Origin of the sequence: Streptomyces sp. NPDC090083 (genome assembly GCF_044747445.1) — a bacterium.
Classification (GTDB): Bacteria; Actinomycetota; Actinomycetes; order Streptomycetales; family Streptomycetaceae; genus Streptomyces.
In genome coordinates this window covers 1-24,734 of the sequence record NZ_JBIVED010000014.1, presented here as the reverse complement: position 1 = coordinate 24,734, position 24,734 = coordinate 1, and the positions used below count along the sequence as shown (strand labels likewise).

Below are 24,734 nucleotides of genomic sequence, written 5' to 3'. Positions count from 1 at the left end.
CCGATGGGTCTACTTCGGGCAGTACTGGGGGGCCTTGCTCAGGTTGTCCTTGGTCACCAACAAAAGAGGAATGTCGGCAATTTTGTCAACCTTCTTCTTGTCCAGCAGACCGACCGCGTTGCGCACGGCGGTCTGTCCGATCGCCATGGCCGAGTTGGCGACGGTGGCGGAGAGGCGGCCGTCCTCGACGGCGGCCAGGCCCTCGTCCGTGCCGTTCACGGTGACGATCCTGACGTCCTTCCGGCCGGCCGCGTCGAAGGCCTTGCGGGCGGCGAGCGCCATGTCCTCGGAGGCGACGAACGCGTAGTCCAGGTCCGGGTGGGCCTGGATCATGTTCTCCGCCACGTCCTGCGCCTTCACCGGGTTGAACATGCCCGGCTGGTTCGCGACCACCTTCGCGGTGCCGGGCAGCGCCTTGGTGAAGCCGCCCACCAGGAGGTCGGAGGCGGCGCCCGGCGCGCCCGCGATCACGCCGACCTCGACGCTCCTGCCGCCCGCGTCGGTCGCGACCCAGCCGGCGTCGAGAGCGCCGACCTTTGTGAGGTCGACGACGGCCGCGCCGAGGATGTCGTTCACGTCGCTGGTGGCGACGGAGGTCAGATAGATCGGTATGTTCGCGGCCTTCGCCTTGGCGATGTCGCCCTTCAACGCGTCCACGTTGACCGTCTGCACGATCAGCGCGCTCACACCGCGCGAGGTCATGTCCTCGATGTTGGACAGCTCGGTGGTGGAGTTCTGGTGCGAGTTGGCGGTGAGGACCTTCGCGTTCTCCGTCCTCGCCGTCTGCTCGACGGCCTTCTGGAGACAGCTGTGGAACTCGGTGTCGCCGCCGTTGACGAAACCGAGGGTGACATGGCCGGAACTCCCGCTGTCCTCGCCGGTGCCGCACCCGCTCAGGACGAGCGTGGTGCCGGCGAACGCGGCGAGCAGGGATCTGCGGGAACGGAGCGACATTCTCATGGTGAACCGCCATTCGGGGAACGTGGGCAGAGCCGGGCTGAGCACGTCAGTGACGTGCGGAACGTGCCTTGTGCATCTCGTTGGCGACGGCCGCGACGAGCAGCACCCCGCCGACGGAGACCGACTGGTAGTTGCTGGAGACCTGGAGCAGGTTGAGCGCGTTGGCGACCACGCCGAGGAGCACCACGCCGAGCGCGGTGCCGACGACCGTGCCGTGGCCGCCGGCCAGGGCCGTACCGCCGATGACGACCGCGGCGACGGCCTGGAGCTGGAGCGGGAGCCCGCCGGTGCCGGGGCTGCTGCCGCTGAGCCGGGACAGCAGCATCAGGCCCGCGAGTCCGGACAGGGCCCCGGTCAGGGCGTAGAGGGAGAGTGTGCGGGCGGTGACGTGGATCCCGCTGAGCCGGGCGACGTGTGCGTTGCCGCCGATGGCGAAGGCGTCACGGCCGAACACGGTGAACCGCATGACCAGGGCGGTCGCGAGCAGCACGAGGACCGCCACGACCAGCAGGTACGGCACGCCGAGGATCGTGTCGTTGCCGAGGGCGGACATCTTGGTGCCGATGGAGACGCTGACGCTGTCGAGCACGAGCAGGGCGACTCCGTCGAGCAGGGTCGCCATCGCCAGGGTGGCGACGAACGGGGCCACATTCGTGAAGGTCACGACCATGCCGTTGACCAGGCCGATCAGCGTGGCCGGCACGAGCGAGACGACGACAGTGAACGCGGTGGAGTGGCCGTGCGCCAGCAGCTGCGCCCCGACCGCGGTGGTCACGGCGACGTTGCTGCCCATCGAGAAGTCCATGCCGCCCGCGGTCATCAGCAGGGTGAGCCCGGCCGCGATCACGGCGACGACGCTGACCTGGCGCAGGATGTTGATGACGTTCGTGTCGGTGGCGAACGCGTCGGTCCGCATCGAGGTGGCCACGATCACCACGATCAGGACGGCGATCAGGCCGGTGTGCGGGGCACCGCGCAGCGCGGCCCACGAGAGCTTGGGGCGTGCCTTCGCGGGCGGGTCCGAGAAGCCGGGGGCGTCGGGAAGTGTCTTGACGCTCACTGCGGTTGACCTCCGAGGGCGGTGGCGACGAGTTCGTCGTGGGTGATGGCGTCGATGTCGTGCTCGGCGACCGTGCGGCCCGCGCTGACGACGACGACCCGGTCGGCCAGGCGCATGACCTCCTCGGCGGACGAGGAGGCGAGCAGGACGGCGGCTCCGCGCGAGGCGAGGTCGTCGACGAGGGCGTGGATGTCGGCCATGGCCGCGATGTCGACCCCGTTGGTGGGGTCCTCCAGGAAGCAGGCGACCGGTTCGGTCTGCAGCCACTTGGCGAGCAGCACCTTCTGCTGGTTGCCGCCGGACAGCGCGCCCACCGGCGGGTTCCCGGCGAGTGCGACCACGCCGTACTCCCGGCGCAACGGGGCTGCCCGGCGGGCGAGTCGGGTGCGCCGGTGGATACGGCGGCGGGCGAGGCGGTCGCCGGCCAGCATCAGGTTCTCGTCCAGGGACAGCTCGGGGACCAGGCCCAGGGCCCGCCGGTCCCCGGTGACGCAGCGCAGTCCGCCGGCGAGGGAGGCGCGAACCCGCCCGAACGGCACCGGTGTTCCGTCCACGGCAAGCCGTCCGGTGTCGGGGCGGCGGCGCCCGGAGAGCAGGTCGAAGAGGCGCGACTGCGCGTCACCGGCCGGTCCGAGCACGGCGACGATCTCGCCCTTGCGCACCTCGACGGTGAAGTCCCGTACCGCCCGGCCGTCGGTGAGGCCGTGCACGGTGAGCCCGAACTCGTCCTTGGGCGCGGGCCGTTGGGAGCGCCGCGACACGACGTCCCGGCCGACCATGTCGCGGACGAGCGAGGCGGCGTCGAACTCGGCGGCCGGGGCGCCGCGTACGACGGCTCCGTCCCGCAGCACCGTGACGCGGTCGGCGACCGCCAGTACCTCGTCGATGTAGTGCGAGATGTAGACGACGGCCACGCCTTCGTCGCGCAGGGTGCGCACCAACTCCCGTATCTGGTGGGCCGCTTCGGCGCTCAGACAGGCGGTCGGCTCATCGAGGATCAGGATGTGGCCGCCGCGGCGGACCTCGCGGGCCACCTCGACCATGGTCTGCTCGGCGACGGTGAGCGAGGCCGCGGTGCGGGTCACGTCGATGTCGATGCCGAGTGCGTCGAGCGCCGCGCGGGCCCGGGAGCCGACCTCCTTCCAGCGCACGGCACCTCCGCGGGTGGGCAGGTCGCCGAGCAGTACGTTCTCGGCGACGGTGAGTTCCGGCGCCAGCTCCCGGCGCTGGGGCACCGACGCGATGCCCAGCCGGCGGGCCGTGCGGACCGTGAGTCCGTGCCGTGTCCGCCCGTCGACCTCGACGGTGCCGGCGTCGGCCTGGTGGATGCCTGAGAGGACCTGTACCAGCGTGGACTTGCCGGCCCCGTTCATGCCCATCAGCGCGTGCACCTCGCCCGGGTACAGGTCGAGGTCGACGCCCTTCAGGGCGGCGGCGCCACCGAAGCTCTTGGTGACGCCCCGGACGCGAAGTACCGGGCCTCCCCCCGGAGTTGTCACGGCCGTGGCTCGGTGCCGTCGGCGCCGTCCGGGGCGATCCGGCCGTAGCCGCGGATGTCCGGGAACGGGGGTCGCCGGTCGGCCTGGAGGTCCACCTGGAAGGTGTTGAGGCACATGCCGAGCATGGTGAAGTTGCCGAGCGCGCCGATGGTGTCGACCAGGCCCTTGGGGCCGAAGTGCGCCAGTGCGGCGGCGAAGGTCTCGTCGGTGACGAAGTGGTCGTCGAGGACCTCCCGGCAGAACCGGTAGAACGCCTGGTCGGCCTCGTTGTCGAAGACGGCCTCGCGGTGCTCGGCGATCGCCTTGACGGCGGCCTCCGGGATGCCGGCCTCGATCGCCTGGTGCACATGGGCGTTCCAGGAGTACTGCGCGTCCCAGTTGCGGGCGGCCATCAGCAGCGTGAGTTCGCTCAGGTGCCGGGGGAGGCTGGAGTCGAACCGGGCGAAGGCGCCGAGCGATTCGGCGCGTTCGCACATCTCCGGGCTGTGCAGCCAGACCCGGAAGGGTCCGCGGACCCCGCCGCGCCGGCCGGCGATGCGGGCGGCCAGTTCCCGCTGGCGCGGGTCCATTTCCTCTTCGGTGAGAACGGGGAGCCTCATGGGGCCTTTACCTGCCTTTTCTTTCCGGCGCGTTACCGGCACGGTCCGGGAATCCGTGCGATGCGTGCCGACCGTACAGGCGGGTCCGGGATGCTCACCCCTCTGGAAACGCAAGGTAAAGCTGCACTCCGGAGGGCAGCCATTCCCGCGCCCGCGGCCTAACGTCGTTCGCCGCAGACGCATGTACGTGGAAAGGAACTCCGGATGACCACGATCGTGAAGGTCGCCTCCGTGCCCGTGCTCGACCGGGGCGGTGCCGTCGCGACGACCCCGTTGATCACGACGCCGTCGGCGGGCGGGGAGAACCTGATCACCAGCGGGATGAGCGTGTATCCGGTGGGTTCCGGGGCGCCGCTGCACTCGCACAACTGCGACGAGCACGTGACGATCCTGGAGGGCCGCGCGGAGGTGGTGGTCGACGGCGAGGTGACGGAGCTGGAGCAGTACGACACCACGTACGTCCCCTCCCCCGTCCCTCATCTGTTCCGGAACATCGGCGACACCCCGCTGCGCATCCTGTGGGTGTACTCGTCGGGGTACGTGACGCGGACGTTCACGGAGACGGGCAGGACGGTGGAACACCTGTCGGCGGAGGACCGGATGGGCAGGGACTGAGGCACCCGCACGTCAACAGGCCCGCGCCTGCGCCCTCATGGGCGTCAGGCGCTTCTTCGTGCCCGGACCCGGCCCCCGCGTCCTCGCGGCGGCCGGCGTCCGGTCCCGCCCCGGTCGCCCGGGCCGGGTCCGCGGTCAGTGACTGACGGCCAACTCTCGCTCGGCGCTTGTCTGTTCGGCCCGCCTGGAGCCGCGCAGCGCCGCGATGCCGATGAACACCATGGAGGACAGACCGGCGATGGCGAAGGACGTGAAGCCCCAGTCTCCGTTGCCGGAGGCGAGCAGCTGGCCGCCGAGCCAGGGGCCGAAGACGGCGCCGAAGCGGCCCATGCCGGAGGTCCAACCGACCGCCGTGGCACGGTTGTCGGGGGTGGAGCGGATGGACACCGTGGCGTAGATCATCGTCTGGGCGCTGTTGAGGAAGACGCCGGTGAGGAAGACGACGAGCATCGTCACGGTCTGGTTCATGTGGACGCCGAGCAGGAAGACGCCGGCGGCGGTGAGCGCGAACCAGATCGCCGAGATGCGCGGAGCGCCGAAGCGGTCGGCGGCGCGGCCTGCGACGAGCATGCCCACGATGCCGCCCAGGTTGAACACCACGACGAACGTGAGGGCGTTGGCGAGTTCGTAGCCCTCGGCGCGCATCAGGGTGGGCAGCCAGGTGGCGACGCCGTAGACGAGGAGCAGGCCGCCGAAGGAGGCCAGCCAGTACAGCAGGGTCTGGAGCCATTCGCCGCCGCGGAAGAGGGCGAGCAGGGCGTCCCAGCGGTCGGCCGCCGTCTTCTTGCCGGTGGCGGCGGGCAGTTGGACCTCGAAGCGCTCGGCGAGGGCGTGGGCCTCGTCGGTGCGGCCCTTGGCGACCAGGAAGCTCAGCGACTCGGGCAGGAGCTTCAGCAGCACGGGGACGAAGAGCAGCGGGACGACGCAGACCCAGAAGGCGGCGCGCCAACCGACCGGTTCCACCAGCCACTTGGCCACGTAGGCGGAGAGGATGCCGCCCGCGTGGTGGGCGGTCATCAGCATGCCGATGGTGAGGGCGGTCCGGCCGCGCGGGGCGTAGTCGGAGACCATGCTGATCGCGGTGGGCAGCAGCCCGCCGAGGCCGACACCGGCGAGGGTGCGGCCGAGGCCGAACACCTCGACGCTGCCCGAGACCGCGCAGATGCCGGAGGCGAGCGAGAAGAGCGTCACGCAGCCGATCATCAGCTGCTTGCGGCCGATGCGGTCCGCGACCGTGCCCGCGGTGAGCGCGCCGACCAGCATGCCGAAGGTGGCGTAGCTGCCGAGGTCGCCCGCCTGGTCCGCGGTGAGACCGAAGGTCTTCGTCTCCAGCAGGTGCGGCAGCACCGAGCCGTAGATGAACATGTCGAGGCCGTCGAAGAGCACGGCGAGCCAGCACAGGCCGATGACCAGCAGGGCCAGCCGGCCGGCGCGCGCGGTCGGAGCGGGGGACGGGGAGGGGGAGGAAGACATCGTTGGTTACCTCTCGTGCTTGGTGCGCTAGACGCTAAGGAGCCACCCCCGGATAGTCAACGTTTTTGTCAACAATCTCATCGACCATGAATGAGGGGTGGCTCCCGCGTCACACTCGGCGGCTCTCACGCACCGCTCGGGGCCTCCGCGCGCCGCTCAGGCGACCGGCGGAGTCCCGTGGGTGTGGAAGGAGGCGATGGTCTTCAGCCCCCAGGCCTGCCCCTTCTTCCGTTCCTCCTCGGTCCAGGTGATCAGCGGCCAGTCGGGCGCGAGCACCAGTCGGGTGAGCGGGTTGCACAGCTCGATGCGGTTGCCGCCGGGCTCGTAGACGTAGAGGAAGAACGTCTGCTGGATGGCGTGCTTGTGCGGGCCCGTCTCGATGAACACACCGGTGTCGATGGCGAGATCGGCCGCCCGCAGGATGTCCTCGCGGGTGTCGGTCGCGAAGGCGATGTGGTGCAGCCGCCCCGTCGAACCGGTCCAGTCCTCCGTGTACACGACGTCGTACGACTTGTTCGTGTACGTCAGCCAGCGCGCCGCGATCCGGCCGCTGTCGAGCCGGATCTGCTCGGTCGGCCGGGCGCCCAGCACGTGCTGCTGGAACTCGGCGCTCGACAGCACGTCCGCCGCGAGGAAGTTGATGTGGTCGAGCCGCCGTACGCCGACGCCCCGATTGGGCTTGGCCTGCGGCTGGTTCTTCAGCGCGGGCTTCAGCTCGTCGGGCGCCCGGTAGTGCTCGCTCTCCCAGTACAGGGCGTGCTCGTGGCCGTCCGGGTCGGTGGTGACGTAGAGCTTGCCGATGCCGGGTTCGTCCTCCACCCACCGGCCGGTGCCGCCCGCCTCCTCGACCGCCTCGACACGGCGCTGAAGGGCCTCCTCGCTGGACGTGCGCAGGGCGAGGCGCCCGAGACCCGGCCGGTCGCGGGTGGTGAGGACCAGGCTGTGGTGCTCGTAGTCGTCGTAGGTCCGCAGGTACACGGTGTCGCCGTCCTGGCCGTTGACGGTGAGGCCCAGGTAGTCGGTGAAGAAGGCGACACTGGCGTCCAGGTCCGGGGTGAAGAGCTGGGCGTGGCCGATATGGGCGATGTCACCGAGCGGCGGAGCCATCGTTGCCTCCAAGGGGTCGTACGGGTGCGGGAGTCGGGCCGGCGGGCCGGGGGAAGACGGTGCCGTCGAAGATCTTGCGTGCGGTGCGGACGACCGCGGTGCTGCGGACCACGGGAGCGGAACCCTCGGATCCGGCGGCCACACTCGTGTCGATGTCCAGGAATCCGCTGGGATGCTCGACGCGGATCCGGTCACTGTGTTCGGGTGTTCTCGCGATGCCCTCCCCCACCCCGCCCGGGACCAGCAGCCCCGCCGCCACGCTCGCGGCGCCGAGGACGCCGATGGAGGTGTGACAGCGCACGGGAATGAAGGTGCGGGTCATGACCGCGCCGCCGTCCGTCGGCGGGGCGAGCAGGCTGAGCTTGGGGATGGTGGTGTGCTCGACGTCACCGAGACCCATCAGCTTCCCGGCCGCCAGGCGGATCTCCCGCAGCCGGGCGGCCAGTGGGGCGTTCGCCTCCAGGTCGGCGGGCGTCTCGTACCCCGTGATGTCCAGTGCGGCGGCGGGGACGAGGACGACCGGCATGCCGTTGTCGACGCAGGTCACCTCGGTGCCGGCGATCACGTCCCGGACCTGCCCCGTGGGCAGCAACTGGCCTCCGCCCTGCGGGAATTCGATCACCACGGGCGCCGCCGAACCGGGGACGCCGGAGATCTCGGCGGCACCCGAGTAGTCGACGCGCCCGCCCGGGGTCGGGAAGCTCGCCACGGCCAGTTCCCCCGTGTTGAGCATGCGGATGCGGACGGACGTCTCGCCGTCGGCGGCGGCCACGAGCCCCCGCTCCACGGCGAACGGGCCTACTCCGGCGAGGATGTTGCCGCAGTTCTGACGATCCGTCACTTCCGGTCGGTCGACGGCGACTTGGAGGAACAGGTAGTCGACGTCGGCCTCGGGGTCCGCCGAGGCGGCGACCACGGCCACCTTGCTGGTGAGCGGGTGGGCACCGCCCAGGCCGTCGATCTGGCGCGGGTCGGGGCTGCCCATGACCCGCAGCAGCAGGTCGTCGCGGGCGGCGGTGCCGGCGGGGAGGTCCTCGGCCAGGAAGTAGGCGCCCTTGGAGGTGCCGCCGCGCATCAGCATGCAGCGGACCTCCGCGGGATCGGTCACGACCCGGCTCCGGTGTACTCCTCGTACGTCCGGTACTCGACGCCGAGCTGCTTGAGGGTGTCCCTCAAGCCGTAGCGGTCCAGGCCGAGTTGGCCCTCCAGGAAGGCGGCGCGGGTGGCGGCCTCCTTGGCCTCGCGGGCCTCGGACCTCTCGGCGGTCTCGCGGGCCTTCTCACGCGGTACGACCACGACACCGTCGTCGTCGGCGACGATCACGTCACCGGCGCGCACCACCTGGCCGTCGATCGCGATCGGCACGTTGACCGAGCCGCCGGTGGCCTTGACGGTGCCCTGCGAGGAGACGGCGCGGGACCAGGCGGCGAAGCCCATGTCACGCAGTTCCTGGGTGTCGCGGATGCCGGTGTTCAGGACGACTCCGCGCACCCCGCGCTGCTGGAGCGCAGTGGCGAACAGCTCGCCGAACAGGCCGTCCGTGCTGGGCGAGGTGGTGGTGACGACGAGGATGTCGCCCTCGCCGCACTGCTCGACGGCCGCGTGGATCATGAGGTTGTCGCCGGGCCAGCCGAGCACGGTGACGGCGGTGCCGGCGACCCGGACTCCCTGTTGCACAGGGCGGATCGACGGTCCGAGGAGACCGGTGCGGCCCATGGCCTCGCTGACGGTGGCCACGCCGAAGGCGGCGAGCGCCTCGACGTCCTGCGCGTCGGCCTTCGGGGGGTTGGTGACGATCACTCCGCCCATGGCTATGCCAGCTCCTTCGTGATCTGCGGGTACGGGCGCATGTACGCCTCGGCCATCGTCTTGTGGGCCAGGCCCAGGTTCGGGCCGGCGTTGCGCTTGAGCTGGACGCCGCGGCGGACGGCCAGATCGGTGTAGTAGTCCCACAGGTGCTGCTGGGCACCGAGGCACTCCATGGCCTTGCGCTTGGCGTCCCAGACCTCGGTGATGTCGAGCAGGACCTCGGGCCTGAAGCCGCTCATCTCGGGCTGGTGCGGCTCGAAGTAGAAGACCGGCGGGGCGCCGATGATCTCGCCCTCGCCGGGGTAGCCGATGGCCTGCGCGAGGACGCGGGCCTCCAGCGCCATCCGGTTGGCGGCCGGGTGGTCGCCGTTGTACGGGTCCTCGGTGGGGTGGGTGAGCACGACGTCGGGCTGCGTGGCGCGGTAGACCTCGACGAGGGTGTCGGTCAGCCCGGCGGTGGCGACGAGAGGGTAGTCGCCGGCGTCGAAGAAACGGACCTCGGCGCCGAGGGTGGCCGCGGCGCGCTCGGCCTCGTCCCGGCGTATCGCCTTGATCTCGTCCAGCTTCTTGCCCTCACGCCAGGCCTTGGCGGACTCACCGCGCTCGCCGAAGGTCAGACAGGCGATGGTGACCTTCTCGCCGCGGGCGGCGGCGAGGGCGATGGCCCCGCCCGCCCGCCAGACGAAGTCCCCGGCGTGCGCCGTGACGACGAGTGTCGATCGTGGGGTGGCGGGCGCATTGCCGTGCGTCATTGCTGGAATCTCCTTGGTGGACAGGTGTGCGCCCGCCCCAGCTGTGCCGGTCCGCGGCGCGTCAGTCGCGCAACGCCTCGATCACACTGGCGAGATGGGCGCGGACGGCCGCCTCGGCCGCCTGTGGGTCCCTGGCCGTGATCGTCTCGATCATCGCCAGATGCTCGTTCAGGGACTGCTGCGGACGCCCCGGTCGCAGCGCCAACTGGAAGCGGTGACGCACCAGTTGGGCGTTGAGCCGCTCCAGCAAGGTCACGGCCGTCTGCTGGCCGGAGAACTCCCGCACCTTGTCGTGGAGTTCGTGGTTCAGCTCGGAGTAGGTGACCGGCTCGCCGTCGGCCACGGCCTTGGTCATGGCCCGGCCCAGGTCCGCCAGTTCGGCCAGCTGGTCGTCGCTGGCCGCGACGGCCGCCTTGGCCGCGCACAGCCCCTCCAGGACCATGCGGCACTCCGTGATGGCGACCGCTTCCTCCACGGTCACCACCCGCACCCGGGAACCCCGGTTGCGGATCCGCTCGACCAGTCCTTCGGCCGCCAGATCGATCAGTGCCGCACGGATGCTGGCCCGCGTCACATCGAGTTGCTCGGCGAGCTCGTTCTCCACCAACCGCTGAGCCGGTGCCATGTCGCCGTGCAGGATCGCCTGCCGCAGCTGCGTGAGCGCATGCTGCTTGGCCTGCTCCCCGGTGCTCGGACGGGCTTCTTTCGGCATCGTTGCCCTCCCTGAGTGAGTGCCTGTCGAACCTAAATCTAGCCAAACAAGATTGTCAACAATTTTGTCCGCTGTATTGCAGGCACGCCGTCGCCCCTGCCGCTGCCACCATGAACCGGGCAGGGATGCACAGAGAGATCAACTCAGTTGCACAGCAGGTGAGTTGCCCCACGAGGAGGTCACGAGGAGGTGACGTCTCCGACGCGCGCACACAACGGAAAAGGGGCGGCGCCGCGTCACCGCGACACCGCCCCGGCGGGGCACTCACCCCTCGCCGGCCACCCGTCCGAGCCAGTAGCCGAAACCCCGGCGCGTATGGATGAGCGCCGGGGCGTCCCGGTCGACCTTGCGCCGGAGACGGGAGACCAGTTGCTCCACCGCGTTGCCGCCACGGAAGTCGCCCCAGACGTACCGGCCGATCTCCTCCTTGGACAGCACCTTGTGCGCGTTGCCGAGGAGATGGCGCAGCAGCCGGTACTCGGCGGGCGTGAGGTCGAGGGTGCGCCGGCCGCGCCGGGCCTGGCAGGTGGTGTCGTCCAGGACCAGGTCGGCATAGTGCAGCGCGCCCTCCCGGCCGCCGCTCCCGCCGCGCAGCAACACCTGGACACGGGCGAGCACTTCGGCGACCCGAAGGGGCCTGGTGACACGGTCCCGCTCCCCCGCACCCAGGTCGGGCAGCGGTCCGTCGAGGGCGTCCCGGCCGGCGAGCAGGAGGACGGGCGGGCAGTGGGCGGTGAGAGGACGGGCCTGCGCGAGGGCATCCATCCCGGGCAACTCGGCGTCGATGACGAGCAGTTCGAACCGCCGCTCCGCGAGCCGCGCCACCGCTTCGGTCCCCCTGTCGGCGATCCCGATCCGGTAGCCCGCCAACTCCAGCATGGTGGAGAGAAGTTCGGCGTCGTACGGCTCCTCCACGGCGACGAGCAGATGCTGCCCGTGACCGCGGGCGAGCGTGGGTGGCTCACTGATGCCGCCGTACGTGGACACGCGCGCCACCCCACCGTCCCGCTCGCCCGACTCCAGCAGATCCATACCATTGCTTGACTCAAGTAAGTCATGCATGCTTGCCTAACTCAAGTAAGGTCACCGTAAGGCGGCCGGGGCAGCGGGTGCACGACCGAGCCTGCCCCGCGCCGCCAGCACTGGGGCCGCCTTGAGCGGAAGGCCGCCTCCGCGCCGAACCCGTGGGGACGGGGGTCGGCGCCGTCCCGGACCCGGTCGCCGTCCACTCTCCCGGACCGGCACCGGGTCCGCGGACGAACCCGCACCGCCTCCTGTACTCCCTCGCCCCTACTCATCCCTCTTCGCCCTCCTCCCTCCCGACCGAGCAGATGTGGATCCTGGCTGACGTGTTGCCCCGACGATTCCGGCGTCCGCCCGACGCCCCGAGGGAGCGGTCCCCCGGACCACCGGCGGACCGCGCCGCACCCGTGCCCGGCGGTCCGTCCCCGCTCGCCCGGACTGATGCGCCTAACCTGATCTTCATGCGCGCCACCGTGCGGCAGGCCGGCCGGGCGACACTCCAGCTGGCCGTCTCCGCCGCGATGACCTTCGGGTCGTACATCTTCATCACCGTGCTCCTGCTCACCGCGATCGCCACGGCCGTGGTCGTCGGCGCGTTCATGCTCCCCGAGACGGTGCTGCTGATACGGCGCATCGCCGGGGCCAAGCGGCAGCAGGCCGGCGCGTGGACGGGCCGCGCGATCCCCGAGGCGTACCAGCCGCTCACCGGCACCGTGCGCGAGCGGCTGCGCACGGCGGTCCGCGACCCGAGCACGCTGACCGACTTCCGCTGGATGGTCGCCTACTACGCCTACGGCGCGCTGCCCGTGCTGATGCTGCCGCTGTGGCCACTGGGCCTGGCCGTCGACGGAGTGTGGTGCGGGCTGCTGCGCCGCAAGGCCGTCATCCTGCCGCTCATCACCCGGCTCGCGGATCTGGACGCGCACTGGTCCACCGTTCTGCTGAAGCCCTCGCCGAAGGCACAACTCGCCGTACGGGTCGAGGAGTTGACGCAGACCCGGGCGGGCGCGATCGCCGCGCACGGGGCCGAGCTGCGCCGGATCGAACGCGATCTGCACGACGGTACCCAGGCCCGGCTGGTCTCCCTGTCCATGCGCATCGGGCTCGCCAAGCGGGCCTACGACCAGGACCCGGAGGCGGCGCGCCGGATGCTCGACGACGCGCAGACGCTGGCCGAGGAGGCGCTGACGGATCTGCGGCACGTGGTGCGTGCCATCCATCCGCCGATCCTCACCGACCGCGGCCTGGTGGGCGCGGTCGGGGCGCTCGCCGCGGGCAGCGCGCTCGACGTGACCGTGACCGTGGACGGGCTGACCGACGGGCACGACGGACCGCGCGCCCCGGCGGCGGTGGAGGCGGCGGCGTACTTCGTGATCGCCGAGTCGCTGACCAACGCGGCCAAGTACAGCGGCGCCGACCGCGCCGACGTCCACCTCGCCCGCGCCCGCACCGGACTCCGTGTCCGGGTGCGCGACGAGGGCCGGGGCGGCGCCGACGAGGCGGGTGGTTCGGGGCTGCTCGGTATGCGGCGTCGGGTCGCCGCGCTCGACGGACGTGTGACCGTGACCAGCCCCGTGGGGGGACCTACCGTGATCGAAGTGGAGCTGCCGTGCGTGTGGTGAACGTGGTCGGGGCGGAGCTGACGTGAGAGTCGTGATCGCCGAGGACAACGCCCTGCTCAGGGAGGGCTTGGTCCTGTTGCTGACCTCCGCGGGACACGAGGTCGTGGCCGTCGCCGGCAGCGGGCCCGAGGTGCTGCCCGCGCTGCTCGGACACCGGCCCGACGTGGCCGTCCTCGACGTCCGGATGCCGCCCGGCTTCCGCGACGAGGGACTGCGGGCCGCGCTGGAGGCACGGGAACGGATCCCGGGGCTGCCGGTCCTGGTGCTCTCGCAGTACGTCGAGGAGTCGTACGCCGCCGAGCTGCTGGGCGTCGGCGCGAGCGGGGTCGGCTATCTCCTCAAGGACCGGATCGGACGCGTGGACGAGTTCCTGGACGCGCTGGACCGGGTGGCGGCCGGCGGCACGGCGCTGGACCCCGAGGTGGTGACCGAGCTGCTGACCCGGCGCCGCGATTCACCGCTGGACTCGCTGACCCCGCGTGAGCGGGAGGTGCTGAAGCTGATGGCGGAGGGCCACGACAACACGACGATCGCGAAGACCCTGGTCGTCACGGAACGCGCGGTCAGCAAGCACATCGGCAATGTGTTCCTGAAGCTGGGCCTGCCGCAGAGCGACAGCGGACACCGGCGGGTGCTGGCCGTGCTGGCGTATCTGCGGAACGTGTGAGCCGGGTGGGCCGGGCCGGGTGACGACACGGCGGCCGGCGGGCGAACCCTCCGCAACCGTGTTCGGCACCGGCGCCCGACGCCACCCCCGAGGGGGCACCATCGTTCTCAGGGCTCCCGGGGTCGTCGCGACCCCGGGAGGCCTGAGAGGACGGAACGTGGCAGCTGAACGCGGGATCTCACGGCGGGCGCTTCTGATAGCGCTGGCCATCGCCGGGGCGACGGCCGGCCCGGCGGGTGCCCAGGGCCCCGCCCCCGGGAACGGCTACACCATGCCCACCCTCGCCTTCGACGACCCGGCCGTCCAGCACCGCCTCGGCACCGTCCACGCGTCCGCGCTCCGCTCCCTGTCCGGCGCGAACACCATCGGCGCGGACCGCGCGGTGTACGACCGTTCCGGCCTGCTGTCCTATCCGCCCGGCACCGTCGTGCGGGCGGGCGGCGGCTATCCCGCGCCGCAGCGCTGGACCCGGGACGCGGCGGTCAACGCGTGGAGCGGGGTCAGCCTGCTGGCGCCGGACGTCGGCCGCAACACGCTGTGGTCCGTGGTCGACCGGGCGCGGGACGGGCTCGTCGTCCAGCAGGACAACCAGTGGTGGGACCAGATCGTCTGGGTGCCGGCAGCCCACCACCACTACCTGGTCACCGGCGACCGCGACTTCCTCACCCGGGCGCACGACGCCTCCGCACGCACCCTGGCGGCCCGCCGGGCCGAGCACTTCAACCCGGCGTTCGGCCTCTTCGCGGGCCCGGGCTTCATGAACGACGGCATCTCCGGCTACCCCAGCCCGCCCGCGTCGACGTCCGTCCACTCGTCCTTCGTCCTCGACCATCCGCACGCCGCGAAGCTGATGTGCCTGTCGACCAACTGCCTCTACTACGGCGCCCATCAGGCCCTCGCCGCCATGTCCGAGGCCCTCGGCCACCCCGTGCAGGCCGCCTCGTTCCGCTCGGACGCGGAGCACCTCCGTACGGCGATCGACCGGCACCTGTGGCGCGCGGACGCCGGCACCTACGGCTACCTCGTGCACGGCGAGGGCCCCCTCGCCGGACATCTCGACACCTCGCAGGAGGGCGCGGGCCTGGCCCTGGCGATCCTCCTCGGCGTCGCCGACGGCACGCGCGCCGGCCGGATCCTGGACTCCGCCCACTGGCAGCCGTACGGCATCGTCAACGTCTGGCCGCACTTCCCGCGCTTCGACGACCGGCGCCCCGGACGGCACAACGTGATGGTCTGGCCGATGGTCCACGGCCTCTACGGCCGGGCCGCCGCCGGAGCGGGCCGCACCGAGCCGTTCGCCCTCGCCGTGGACACCCTCGCCGACCTGGTCACCGCGAGCGGCGGCTTCTACGAGCTGTACGACTCGGTGACCGGCAAGGTCGACGGCGGCTGGCAGGGCGGCGCGAGCGGACACGCGGACCACTTCGTGTCCCAGCCCGACCAGACCTGGTCGGCGACGGCGTATCTCCGCCTGATCCACGAAGGCCTGTTCGGCCTCACGTTCACGGACGACTCGCTACGGCTGGCTCCGTGCCTGCCGTCGGCCTGGGGGCCGGTGGGTCTGCGCGGGCTGCGGTACCGCGGCATGACGCTGGACCTGCGGCTGAGCGGCGCCGGAAGCCGGGTGGAGTCGTGCACGGTCGACGGGCTGGCCGCGGACCCCGTCATCGCGGCGGACGGGCGGGGGCATCACACGATCGAGGTCGCCCTGACGGAGTAGAGCGGGTCCCTACGGGCCAAGGAGGCCCATGGGCCGACTGTCCTGAGATGGGCCTGAAGCTGTCGCCAGGTGCGCCCATCGGTCAACGCGGACATGCCGGACGGTCTATCGTGTCGGCATGTCCGTGCCCGAACTGATCCGTATCGTCTCCCGCGACTCGCCCATGGCGCTGGCCCAAGTGGAGCGCGTCCGCGCCGAGTTGGCCGTCCTTCATCCGCAGGTGCGCACCGAGGTCGTCCCGGTGAAGACCACCGGCGACAAGTGGATGGGCGATCTCGCCCTGGTGGAGGGCAAGGGGGCGTTCACCAAGGAGGTGGACGCGGCGCTGCTCGCCGGTGAGGCGGATCTCGCGGTGCACTGCGTGAAGGACGTGCCCGCCGACCGTCCGCTGCCCGCCGGTACGACGTTCGCCGCGTTCCTGAAGCGGGACGACATCCGTGACGCCCTGATCCACCCGGGCGGTCTGACCCTGGACGAGCTGCCGCCCGGCACCCGCGTCGGCACCTCTTCGGTCCGCCGGGTCGCTCAACTCGCCGTCACGCACCCCGAGTTGCAGTGCGTGCCGTTCCGCGGCAACGTCAACCGGCGGCTGGAGAAGCTTGCGGCTGGCGAGGCCGACGCGCTGCTGGTCGCGATGTCGGGCCTGGAGCGCATCAACCGCACGGACGTGCTCACCGAGGTGCTGTCCCCGGAGGCGATGATGCCGCCGATCGGCGCGGGCATCCTCGCCTTGCAGTGCCGCGAGGGCGACACCGACGTCATCGACACGGTCAGCGGGCTCGGTCACCCGGAGACGCATCGGGAGGCGACCGCTGAGCGCATGTTCCTGCACGTCCTCCAGGGCCACTGCAACAGCCCGATCGCCGGCTACGCCAGGGTCGACCGCAGCGGTGAACTCTCGCTGCGCGCCTGTGTGTTCACGCCCGACGGCAAGACTCGCCTGAACGCCCACGAGTGGGCGGGCCGGCTCGACCCGGCGACGCTGGGCACGTCGGTGGCGGTGGCGCTGTTGCGGCAGGGCGCCCGCGAGATCATCGACGGCATCCCGCACTGACGGCTCGGGGCCGGGGGCCTCAGGGGGTTCCCGGCTCCGCCTGGTCACGGAGGAAGTTGCTCACCTGGTGGGCCAGGCCGTCCCGTCCGACCCCGGCGGCGACGGCCGCCTCGCACAGGCCGATGCCGCCCGCCCACAGCCGCCGTTCGGTCCACTCCTCCTCGACCCGCAGCTGGACCTGGACGTCCACCTGCTTCAGGGAGGCCTCCGCACCGGCCGCGTACACGACGGCGGTGGCGCGCCGCAGCGGATAGACGTCGAAGCCCTCGATGAACTGCGTGCTGCGCCAGTCGATGAAGGCGCTCTCGCCGTCCGGGCCCACCCTGATGTCGATCTGACCGTCCTCCAGGTGGATGCCGTAGTGCCGTGCCCCGCGGTTCTCGACGGTGACACGGAGCGTGAAGTACGTCAGGCCCTCGGCCGCGTCGTCGCGTCCGCGTGGCGGCTCGGCGGCGGCCAGGCTGTGGACGCGGACACGCAGACCGGCGTGTTCGTCGTACTCCTGCCAGTCCCCGACCACGTTCGGCTCGTACACAGTGCACCCTCTCGACCTCAGAGAGCTGCTTCCTATCTGTGTGCTCAGCGCACTGTCAAATGAGCAGAATGCGCTGTGGCCAGCGTTTTCGTCCGCTTGATCACTGATCAAGCCGTGCGCAGGAGAAACCCGCTTTCCGGCCGTCGAATCCCGGCCGGGGGCGTGCCGCACATCACGTCGCCGGCAAGATCACCGGGCGAGCCGTCCGAGCAGGGAGGAAGCGGCCGCGATCCCGAGTGCGGCGGCCACCAGCAGCACCGCGAAGTCGGTGCCCACATGGGACGGGGTGCCGAGCAGCAGCCCGCGCAGCGCGTCCACTTCGTAGCTCAGCGGGTTCACCTTGCTGACCGCCTGCAGCCAGCCGGGCATGATCGCCACCGGGTAGAGGGCGTTGGAGCCGAAGAACAGCGGCATGGTGATCGCCTGTCCGAAACCCATCAGCCGGTCCCTGCTGAGCACGATGCCGGCGATGGTCATCGACAGACAGGAGAAGAAGGCCGAACCGAGGATCACGATCGCCCCGACGCCGATCAGTTTCAGCGGGTTCCAGGTCAGCGCGACACCGAGGAGCGCGGCGATGACGACCACGACGACGGCCTGGATCAGCGACTTCACCCCGGCCGCGAAGGCCTTGCCGGTGATCAGCGCCGAGCGCGGGGTGGGGGTGACGAGGAGCTTGTTGAGGATGCCCGCGTCGCGCTCCCAGATGATCTGGATGCCGTAGAAGATGGCGATGAACATCGCGGACTGGGCGATGATGCCCGGGGCGAGGTAGTCGATGTACGGGATGCCGCCGGTGGGGATCGCCTTGATGCGGGTGAAGGTCTGGCCGAAGATCAGCAGCCAGAGCGCCGGCTGGACGGCCCGGGTGTACAGCTCGGTGCGGTCGTGGCGGAGCTTCTGGAGTTCTACGGCGCACATCGCGATGACGCGGGCGGGCAGCAGGCGCCATCCGGCCCGGGGCCGGGGCGGGGTCAACAGAAGGTTCAGGCCGTTCTCGGTGGCGGGGTCAGCCGACACGGTTCGCGGTGCGGCGGGTGCTTCGGACATCGCGGAAACCTCCTGACTGGTCTTCGAGGCCGCTGCCGGCGATGTCCCGGAAGACGTCTTCGAGGGTGGGCAGCGGATCGGTGGCGGGCGCCCCGTCGGCACGACGGCGTTCGCCGAGTCCCTCGCGGAGCTGCTGCGGGGTGCCCAGGGCGCGAATGCGGCCGTGGTGCATGAGGCCGACGCGGTCGCAGTACTGGTCGGCCTCGTCCATGTAGTGGGTGGTGACCAGGACGGTCATGCCGGTGGCCTCGCGCACCGCGTTGATGTGCTCCCACACGCTGGTGCGGGCGATCGGGTCGAGGCCGATCGTGGGCTCGTCGAGGATGAGCAGGCGGGGCGCGCTGACCAGGGCCTGCGCGAGTTCGAGGCGGCGGACCATGCCGCCGGAGTAGGTGTTGGCGAGCCGGTCGGCGGCGTCGGTGAGGTCGACGGCCCGCAGCGCCTGGGAGACGCGTGCGGCGCGTTCCCTGCGCGGCACGTCGAAGACGCGGGCGAAGAGAGCGACGTTCTCGCGGCCGGTGAGCCCGCTGTCGGCGGAGAGCTGCTGCGGGACGTAGCCGAGCATGCGCCGTACGGACATCTGGTCCTTGGCCGTGTCGTGGCCGAAGACGTGGACCATGCCGGCGGGGACCGGCAGGAGGGTGGTGATGCAGCGGATCGCCGTGGTCTTCCCGGCGCCGTTGGGGCCGAGCAGGCCGAAGACCTCGCCCTCCCCCACGGACAGGTCGAGCCCGTCCACCGCGGTCGTCTCGCCGAAGGTGTAGGTGAGCCGCGTGCAGCTGACGGCCGGGGATCGCCCGGTGTCGGTGGCGGCGTCGATGGACGGCGTCATGATTCCTCGGCCTCCTCGTGCAGGTTCTCGGCCAGTCGGCGCAGGGCCGGGATCGCCGCGCTCAGCGCGTCCCGGTCCGTCTGGTCGAGCCGGTCGACCTGGCCGCGGACGAGCGCCGCGCGTCGCGCGTGCCAGTCGCATAGCCGGGTTCTGGCCGCCTCGGTGAGCTGGAGGCGGGCGGCGCGCCGGTCCGCGGGGTCGGTCCCGCGGATCAGGAAGCCGTCCTTGACGAGCTGGTTGGCGAGCGTCGACACCGAGTTGCTCGCGAGGAACAGTTCCCTGGCCGCGTCCGAGATGCCGATGCCGGGCCGGACCTCGACCAGGCGCAGCAGTTCCACTTCGGCGCCGCGCAGCCTCGGCAGGGTCATCTCGCTGCGCAGTCGTCTGCGGATCAGCCGCTGGACGCCGACGAGCGCGTCGGCCAGTTCTTCGGGGAAGTTCTCCGTCTCCACGCTCTTCAGATTACCTCCTTAGCAGAGGTAACTAACCCAAAAGGATGGTCAAGACGCCCGCTCGGCAGGCCGTCCGACCGGTTCCGGTTGGACACTGGTGGAGACCGGTGGCCGCCGGTCCACGAAAGGGGAACGCGACTGCCATGGACCACGACAGGAATACGTCCCCCGGTGAGCCGGAAGCCGTCTCCACGCGTTCGGTGTTCGGCGCCCCCTGCTGGGTGAGTCTCACGAGCCGTGACGTGGAGTCGACCGAGGCCTTCTACGAGGCCGCGTTCGGCTGGAAGTGGCGCCCGGCCAGCCTCGGCGAACGGTTCCGGATCGCCACGGCGAACGACGTCCCGGTGGCCGGTCTGGCCGCGGTGGCCTCCATGTGGCAGGTCGCGGTGGCGTGGACGCCGTACTTCGCGGTGCCCGACGCGGACGTGACCGTGTCCCGGGTCCGGGAGCGCGGTGCGACGGTCGCCGTGGGCCCTCTCTCGTTCCCGCCCGGCCGCGCGGCGCTGCTGGCCGACCGGGACGGCGCGACCTTCGGCATCTGGGAGGGCGAGCTCGTCGGCGGCTGGGAGACCTGGCGCCGCTCGGCCCCGGCCTTCGTCCGGCTGCACACCCGGGACGCCTTCGACGCGGCGATCTTCTACGGCGAGGTCCTCGACTGGGCGTCGGCGGACCCGAGGAGCTGCGAGGTGCGCTACGAGAGCGATGAGGTCGTCCTGCGCAGCGGCGGGAACGTGGTGGCCCGTATCGAGTCGGGCGCCCTGGAGGCGGCCCCCGACCCGACGGTCCGGCCGAACTGGCAGGTCCACTTCTCGGTCTCCGACGTCAGGTCCTGTGCCCGGGTGACCGAGTCGTACGGCGGCAGCGTCCTGCGGGAGTCCGCCACCGAGGCCGTCCTGCGCGACCCCGACGGCGCCCGCTTCACGGTCACTTCCCGCGACGCCCCCTGACCTCGCGGCCCTCCCGGGCGGGCCGGGACAACAGCACCAGGCTGCGCGCCTCCACGACCCGCTCCGTGCCGGCCTTGTGCTCCGTCTCGTCCGGGCCGCCCTGCGGTTCGGCGGTGTCGATCAGGGTGGTCCAGCGCTCGCCGTAGGCCGCGTCGGGCAGCCGGAAGCCGACGGGTTCCCAGTAGCTGTTGAGCAGGAGCAGGAACGAGTCGTCGACGACGGGCCCGCCGTGCGCGTCGCGTTCGGCGATGGCGTCTCCGTTGAGGAAGACCCCCATGGCGTGCGCGTCGGAGCGCTGCCAGTCCAGGTCGGCCATCTCGCGGGCATCAGGCAGCAGCCAGACCAGGTCGGGCAGCGGCTGTCCGGCGTGCACGGCGGTCTCGCCCCGGAAGAACCGGCGCCGCCGCAGCACGGGGTGTGCGGCCCGCAGCCCGATGACGTACCGGGTGAAGTCGGCGAGTTCACGCTGCTCGTCGGTCAACTCCCAGTCGATCCAGGAGATGTCGTTGTCCTGGCAGTAGGCGTTGTTGTTGCCGCGCTGGCTGCGGCCGAGTTCGTCGCCGTGGCCGAGCATCGGGATGCCCTGCGAAAGGAGCAGCGTGGCGAGGAAGTTGCGCTGCTGCCGGGCTCGCAGCTCACGGACGGCCGGGTCGTCGGTCTCTCCTTCGACCCCGCAGTTCCAGGACCGGTTGGTGCTCTCGCCGTCCTGGTTCCCTTCCCCGTTGGCCTCGTTGTGCTTGTCGTTGTAGGAGACGAGGTCGCGCAGGGTGAACCCGTCGTGGGCGGTGACGAAGTTGACGCTGGCGCGCGGCCGGCGCCTGCTGTGCTGGTACAGGTCGGAGGACCCGGTGAGCCGGGACGCGAACTCGCCGAGCGTGTGCTCGCCGCCGCGCCAGAAGTCCCGTACGGCGTCACGGTACTTGCCGTTCCACTCCGACCACAGCGGCGGGAAGTTGCCGACCTGGTAGCCGCCTTCCCCCACGTCCCAGGGTTCGGCGATGAGCTTGACCCGGCTGACCACCGGGTCCTGCTGGATCAGGTCGAAGAACGCCGACAGCCGGTCCACCTCGTGGAACTGCCGGGCCAGGGTGGCCGCGAGGTCGAAGCGGAAGCCGTCGACGTGCATCTCGGTGACCCAGTAGCGCAGCGAGTCCATGATCAGCTGGAGGACGTACGGGTGCCGCATCAGCAGGCTGTTGCCGGTGCCCGTCGTGTCGTAGTAGTGGCCCCAGTCGCCGTCCACCAGGCGGTAGTAGGAGGAGTTGTCGATGCCCCGGAAGGAGAGGGTGGGGCCCTGTTCGTTGCCTTCGGCGGTGTGGTTGTAGACGACGTCGAGGATGACTTCGAGTCCGGCCGCGTGCAGCGCCTTCACCATGGACTTGAACTCGGTGACCTGGCGCCCGCGTTCGCGGTGCGCGGCGTAGGCGTTGTGGGGCGCGAAGAAGCCGATGGTGTTGTAGCCCCAGTAGTTGGACAGGCCGCGGTCCTGGAGCACACCGTCCTGCACGAACTGGTGCACCGGCATCAACTCGACCGCTGTCACGCCGAGTTGGACCAGATGCTCGACGACGGCCGGGTGCGCGAGACCCGCGTACGTCCCCCGGAGTTCCTCGGGGACCTCCGGGTGGGTGCGGGTCAGGCCCTTCACATGGGCCTCGTAGATCACCGTGTCGGAGTACGGGCGCCGGGGCGGGCGGTCGTCGCCCCAGTCGAAGGCCGGGTCGGTGACGACGCCCAGCATCCCGTGTCCCGCGCTGTCGCCGGGCGCCGGTCCGGCCGAACGCTCGTACAGCGAGGGGTCGTTGTCGATCTGTCCGTCGACCGCCGTGGCGTACGGATCGAGGAGCAGTTTCGCCGGGTTGCAGCGGTGTCCGGCACCCGGCTGCCACGGCCCGTGCACCCGGTAGCCGTAGCGCTGGCCGGGACCGACGTCCGGCAGGTAGCAGTGCCACACGAAGCCGTCGGCCTCGGTCAGCCGCACGCTTCGGTGGCTGTCGTCGTCGCCGACGAGGACGAGGTCGACCCGTTCGGCGACCTCGCTGAACAGGGCGAAGTTCGTACCCGCGCCGTCGTACGCGGCCCCCAGCGGAAAGGGGCGCCCGTTCCAGACGGGCACCCCTTTCCGGGACCGGCTCGCACTCACTTGGCGTCCTCCAGGACGCCGTCCGCCGGGCGGTCCGGCAGGGCGGCCGGCACCTCGCGGGGAAGTTCGAGCATCTCCCGCAGGCGCGGCGCGGGCGTCCTGGGGACGCGCGGGACGCGTTCACCGCTGCGGGCTCGCTGCGAGAACCAGATGACCTTGCTCCCGGTGCCGGTGGCGCAGCATCCCCAGCCGTCGCTCATCGCGGCGATCCGGGCGAGGCAGGCGCGCAGTTCCAGGTCGGGGCGCAGATCGCGGTCGTTGTCGCCGATGGCGGTGATCAGGTGCTGGCCGTTCCACCACAGCTCTATGGACGTGTGCTTGTCCGTGGCGTGCTCGTCGATGGCCCGCAGCAGCAGCTCGGCGCCGCGGCAGACGGGCTCCACGAGGATCTCCAGGTCCCACAGCCGGAGGTGGGCGGCCAGGATGCGCCTGACCTGCCCGACCCGTTCCTGACTGACGTCCACATCGAGGTGGTAGTAGCACGGCACTGCGGTCTTCATCTTCGTTGGCTCCTCACCGACGGAACTCTCGCGCCGCCTCTGCCCCCTGCGGGACCCGGCCCCGAACACGAAGCGTGAGCACTGATCGCTTCTGGGTCAGCACCAGCGTGCGAGGTCTAGGCCATTCGTGCAACACGAGCGACGGACGAGGTAGTTGAAGAACCAACAAGACGCTCGGTCATCAGGTGTGCACCATGAGTGAAAGCCTCGACTGCCGGGCACGGAGCCATGCCGCTCCGTGCCCGGCCGCCACCCGATGGTCGGGAACCGCGGTCCGCCGGGGCGAAAGGTGAACAGCGCCATGCTGCTACCCGCCAAGGCCGAGGTCGCCCGCCAACTGCGGCGCTACCGGGCGTGGGAACGCGTGATGCTCGCGTCGCCGGGCGACCGGACGGTACGGGCCACCTTCGAGGACTCGGGCTACACCCTGTGCGTGCTGATGGGCGAACGCTGCGCGCGCGAGGCCGCGGAATCCGCGGAGCGCTATCTCCGCAGCACCCAGGGCGCGTACCTCAAGGAGCAGAACGGACTCCCCCGTACGGCGGCCGTCGCGCACCGCGGTCCGCCCGTGACCGTCGACCACCGCTCCCCGGCGGGACGGTAGATCCCCCTTTCGGCGCAGCTCCCACCCATCCCACGGCCGGGCGAACAGCCCGGCCTCCGGCACGACGGAGGTGAGACCCATGAACGCGACCCCGGCAGCCATCGGCCGCATTCCGGTACGTGACGTACGCCCGTCCGTGGACAGCGGCGCGCGCCCGGCGAAGGCGGTGGTCGGCGAACCGTTCCAGGTCACCGCCACCGTCTTCCGCGAGGGCCACGACACGATCGGCGCCAACACCGTCCTCTACGACCCGGACGGGCGTCCGGGTCCGTGGACCCCGATGCGGGAACTCGCCCCCGGCACCGACCGCTGGGGCGCCGAGATCATCCCGACCACGACCGGCAGTTGGTCCTACGTCGTGGAGGCCTGGGGCGATCCCGTCGCGACCTGGCGTCGGGCCGCCCGGATCAAGATCCCGGCCGGCATCGACATCGGCCTGGTGCTGGAGGAGGGCGCGGAGCTGTACGCGCGCGCCGCCGCCGGGGTCCCCGAGGGCCCGGCTCGTGACACGGTCCTGGCCGCCGCGGAGACACTGCGCGACGACACCCTGCCGGTGGGGACACGCTTCGTGGCCGCGCTGACGCCGGACGTGGACAAGGTCCTCGCCCGCCATCCGCTGCGGGACCTGGTGACGGTCTCCGAGCCGCGCCCTCTGCTGGTCGAGCGGGAGCGTGCCCTCTACGGCGCCTGGTACGAGTTCTTCCCGCGCTCCGAGGGCACCCCGGCCCAGCCCCACGGCACCTTCCGCACCGCCGCGAAACGGCTCGACAAGATCGCCGCCATGGGCTTCGACGTCGTCTACCTGCCACCGGTCCACCCCATCGGCACCACCTTCCGCAAAGGCCCCAACAACACCCTCTCCGCCGGACGCGAGGACGTCGGCGTCCCCTGGGCCATCGGCTCGCCCGAAGGCGGCCACGACGCCATCCACCCCCAGCTCGGCACCCTGGAGGACTTCGACGCGTTCGTCACCCGGGCCGCCGAACTGGGCATGGAGAT

25 protein-coding genes are annotated in these 24,734 nt (G+C 71.1%); 8 read left to right on the top strand and 17 right to left on the bottom strand.

Features of this window, described 5'->3' with window-relative positions:
* Window positions 1–9: 9 nt before the first annotated feature.
* The 4 genes from ACIPTO_RS36125 to ACIPTO_RS36110 are packed head-to-tail and all read right to left on the bottom strand — an operon-like array spanning window position 10 to window position 4,088.
* A complete protein-coding gene (locus tag ACIPTO_RS36125) occupies window positions 10–960 on the bottom strand; it encodes a sugar ABC transporter substrate-binding protein (protein ID WP_401199126.1) in 951 nt (316 codons plus the stop codon).
* Between the two features lie 46 nt (window positions 961–1,006).
* On the bottom strand, window positions 1,007–2,020 hold the full coding sequence (locus ACIPTO_RS36120; RefSeq protein WP_401199124.1) for an ABC transporter permease: 1,014 nt from the start codon (window positions 2,018–2,020) through the stop codon (window positions 1,007–1,009).
* A complete protein-coding gene (locus ACIPTO_RS36115; RefSeq protein WP_401199122.1) occupies window positions 2,017–3,519 on the bottom strand; it encodes a sugar ABC transporter ATP-binding protein in 1,503 nt (500 codons plus the stop codon). Before ACIPTO_RS36115 ends, ACIPTO_RS36120 begins: the two co-directional genes overlap by 4 nt.
* Window positions 3,516–4,088, bottom strand: a complete 573-nt coding sequence (locus ACIPTO_RS36110; RefSeq protein ID WP_401199472.1) for a carboxymuconolactone decarboxylase family protein — start codon at window positions 4,086–4,088, stop codon at window positions 3,516–3,518. Before ACIPTO_RS36110 ends, ACIPTO_RS36115 begins: the two co-directional genes overlap by 4 nt.
* A gap of 234 nt (window positions 4,089–4,322) precedes the next feature.
* On the opposite strand from ACIPTO_RS36110, the gene ACIPTO_RS36105 reads away from it, so the two are divergent.
* On the top strand, window positions 4,323–4,733 hold the full coding sequence (locus tag ACIPTO_RS36105; RefSeq protein ID WP_366315761.1) for a cupin domain-containing protein: 411 nt from the start codon (window positions 4,323–4,325) through the stop codon (window positions 4,731–4,733).
* Window positions 4,734–4,868: 135 nt separating this feature from the next.
* On the opposite strand, the gene ACIPTO_RS36100 is transcribed toward ACIPTO_RS36105, so the two are convergent.
* The 7 genes from ACIPTO_RS36100 to ACIPTO_RS36070 all read right to left on the bottom strand — a co-directional run bounded on the left by ACIPTO_RS36100 (window position 4,869) and on the right by ACIPTO_RS36070 (window position 11,618).
* Window positions 4,869–6,206 carry an MFS transporter gene (locus ACIPTO_RS36100; RefSeq protein WP_401199120.1) on the bottom strand — a complete coding sequence of 446 codons (1,338 nt, stop codon included), beginning with the start codon at window positions 6,204–6,206 and terminating at the stop codon, window positions 4,869–4,871.
* A 156-nt stretch (window positions 6,207–6,362) separates the two neighbouring features.
* Window positions 6,363–7,313, bottom strand: coding sequence for a catechol 2,3-dioxygenase (locus tag ACIPTO_RS36095; RefSeq protein ID WP_401199118.1), 951 nt, complete (start codon window positions 7,311–7,313; stop codon window positions 6,363–6,365).
* Window positions 7,294–8,421, bottom strand: a complete 1,128-nt coding sequence (locus ACIPTO_RS36090; RefSeq protein WP_401199116.1) for a 4-oxalomesaconate tautomerase — start codon at window positions 8,419–8,421, stop codon at window positions 7,294–7,296. The genes ACIPTO_RS36095 and ACIPTO_RS36090 overlap by 20 nt, the downstream gene beginning before the upstream one ends.
* Window positions 8,418–9,122, bottom strand: a complete 705-nt coding sequence (locus tag ACIPTO_RS36085) for a 4-carboxy-4-hydroxy-2-oxoadipate aldolase/oxaloacetate decarboxylase (protein WP_401199114.1) — start codon at window positions 9,120–9,122, stop codon at window positions 8,418–8,420. The genes ACIPTO_RS36090 and ACIPTO_RS36085 overlap by 4 nt, the downstream gene beginning before the upstream one ends.
* A 2-nt stretch (window positions 9,123–9,124) precedes the next feature.
* On the bottom strand, window positions 9,125–9,874 hold the full coding sequence (locus ACIPTO_RS36080) for a PIG-L deacetylase family protein (protein WP_366315771.1): 750 nt from the start codon (window positions 9,872–9,874) through the stop codon (window positions 9,125–9,127).
* 61 nt (window positions 9,875–9,935) lie between these two features.
* A complete protein-coding gene (locus ACIPTO_RS36075; protein ID WP_328833579.1) occupies window positions 9,936–10,586 on the bottom strand; it encodes a GntR family transcriptional regulator in 651 nt (216 codons plus the stop codon).
* Window positions 10,587–10,850: 264 nt separating this feature from the next.
* A complete protein-coding gene (locus tag ACIPTO_RS36070; protein WP_401199111.1) occupies window positions 10,851–11,618 on the bottom strand; it encodes a response regulator transcription factor in 768 nt (255 codons plus the stop codon).
* Between the two features lie 452 nt (window positions 11,619–12,070).
* On the opposite strand from ACIPTO_RS36070, the gene ACIPTO_RS36065 reads away from it, so the two are divergent.
* The 4 genes from ACIPTO_RS36065 (at window position 12,071) to hemC (ending at window position 16,672) form a co-directional block, all read left to right on the top strand.
* Complete coding sequence (locus ACIPTO_RS36065; protein WP_401199109.1) at window positions 12,071–13,231, top strand: histidine kinase; 1,161 nt, start codon at window positions 12,071–12,073, stop codon at window positions 13,229–13,231.
* Window positions 13,232–13,253: 22 nt separating this feature from the next.
* Entirely contained in the window at window positions 13,254–13,898 is a 645-nt protein-coding gene (locus ACIPTO_RS36060) for a response regulator transcription factor (RefSeq protein WP_366315777.1), read from the top strand.
* Between the two features lie 157 nt (window positions 13,899–14,055).
* Complete coding sequence (locus ACIPTO_RS36055; RefSeq protein WP_401199107.1) at window positions 14,056–15,618, top strand: MGH1-like glycoside hydrolase domain-containing protein; 1,563 nt, start codon at window positions 14,056–14,058, stop codon at window positions 15,616–15,618.
* 118 nt (window positions 15,619–15,736) lie between these two features.
* Window positions 15,737–16,672 carry a hydroxymethylbilane synthase gene (hemC, locus tag ACIPTO_RS36050; protein WP_366315780.1) on the top strand — a complete coding sequence of 312 codons (936 nt, stop codon included), beginning with the start codon at window positions 15,737–15,739 and terminating at the stop codon, window positions 16,670–16,672.
* A 19-nt stretch (window positions 16,673–16,691) separates the two neighbouring features.
* Here the strand turns inward: hemC and ACIPTO_RS36045 are convergent, their stop codons facing one another.
* From ACIPTO_RS36045 to ACIPTO_RS36030, 4 genes are all read right to left on the bottom strand, one after another.
* A complete protein-coding gene (locus ACIPTO_RS36045) occupies window positions 16,692–17,207 on the bottom strand; it encodes a hypothetical protein (protein WP_366315782.1) in 516 nt (171 codons plus the stop codon).
* Between the two features lie 189 nt (window positions 17,208–17,396).
* Window positions 17,397–18,257: an ABC transporter permease gene (locus ACIPTO_RS36040; protein ID WP_366315784.1), complete on the bottom strand. Its 861-nt coding sequence runs from the start codon at window positions 18,255–18,257 to the stop codon at window positions 17,397–17,399.
* Window positions 18,217–19,089, bottom strand: coding sequence for an ATP-binding cassette domain-containing protein (locus ACIPTO_RS36035; protein WP_366315786.1), 873 nt, complete (start codon window positions 19,087–19,089; stop codon window positions 18,217–18,219). Before ACIPTO_RS36035 ends, ACIPTO_RS36040 begins: the two co-directional genes overlap by 41 nt.
* Window positions 19,086–19,541: a MarR family winged helix-turn-helix transcriptional regulator gene (locus tag ACIPTO_RS36030; RefSeq protein WP_401199104.1), complete on the bottom strand. Its 456-nt coding sequence runs from the start codon at window positions 19,539–19,541 to the stop codon at window positions 19,086–19,088. Before ACIPTO_RS36030 ends, ACIPTO_RS36035 begins: the two co-directional genes overlap by 4 nt.
* A gap of 143 nt (window positions 19,542–19,684) precedes the next feature.
* On the opposite strand from ACIPTO_RS36030, the gene ACIPTO_RS36025 reads away from it, so the two are divergent.
* Window positions 19,685–20,488: a VOC family protein gene (locus tag ACIPTO_RS36025; protein WP_401199102.1), complete on the top strand. Its 804-nt coding sequence runs from the start codon at window positions 19,685–19,687 to the stop codon at window positions 20,486–20,488.
* Here the strand turns inward: ACIPTO_RS36025 and glgX are convergent.
* Both glgX and ACIPTO_RS36015 read right to left on the bottom strand, forming a co-directional pair.
* Window positions 20,466–22,604 (bottom strand): glycogen debranching protein GlgX, encoded by a 2,139-nt coding sequence (glgX, locus tag ACIPTO_RS36020; RefSeq protein ID WP_401199470.1) that lies wholly within the window; start codon window positions 22,602–22,604, stop codon window positions 20,466–20,468. The genes ACIPTO_RS36025 and glgX overlap by 23 nt on opposite strands.
* A 23-nt stretch (window positions 22,605–22,627) precedes the next feature.
* On the bottom strand, window positions 22,628–23,131 hold the full coding sequence (locus tag ACIPTO_RS36015) for a pep a2 (protein WP_401199100.1): 504 nt from the start codon (window positions 23,129–23,131) through the stop codon (window positions 22,628–22,630).
* 301 nt (window positions 23,132–23,432) lie between these two features.
* On the opposite strand from ACIPTO_RS36015, the gene ACIPTO_RS36010 reads away from it, so the two are divergent.
* Together ACIPTO_RS36010 and ACIPTO_RS36005 are read left to right on the top strand one after the other, a co-directional pair.
* Window positions 23,433–23,735, top strand: a complete 303-nt coding sequence (locus ACIPTO_RS36010) for a DUF5133 domain-containing protein (protein WP_401199098.1) — start codon at window positions 23,433–23,435, stop codon at window positions 23,733–23,735.
* Between the two features lie 79 nt (window positions 23,736–23,814).
* Window positions 23,815–24,734: maltotransferase domain-containing protein (locus ACIPTO_RS36005; protein WP_401199096.1), on the top strand; the 920-nt coding region annotated here is incomplete at its 3' end.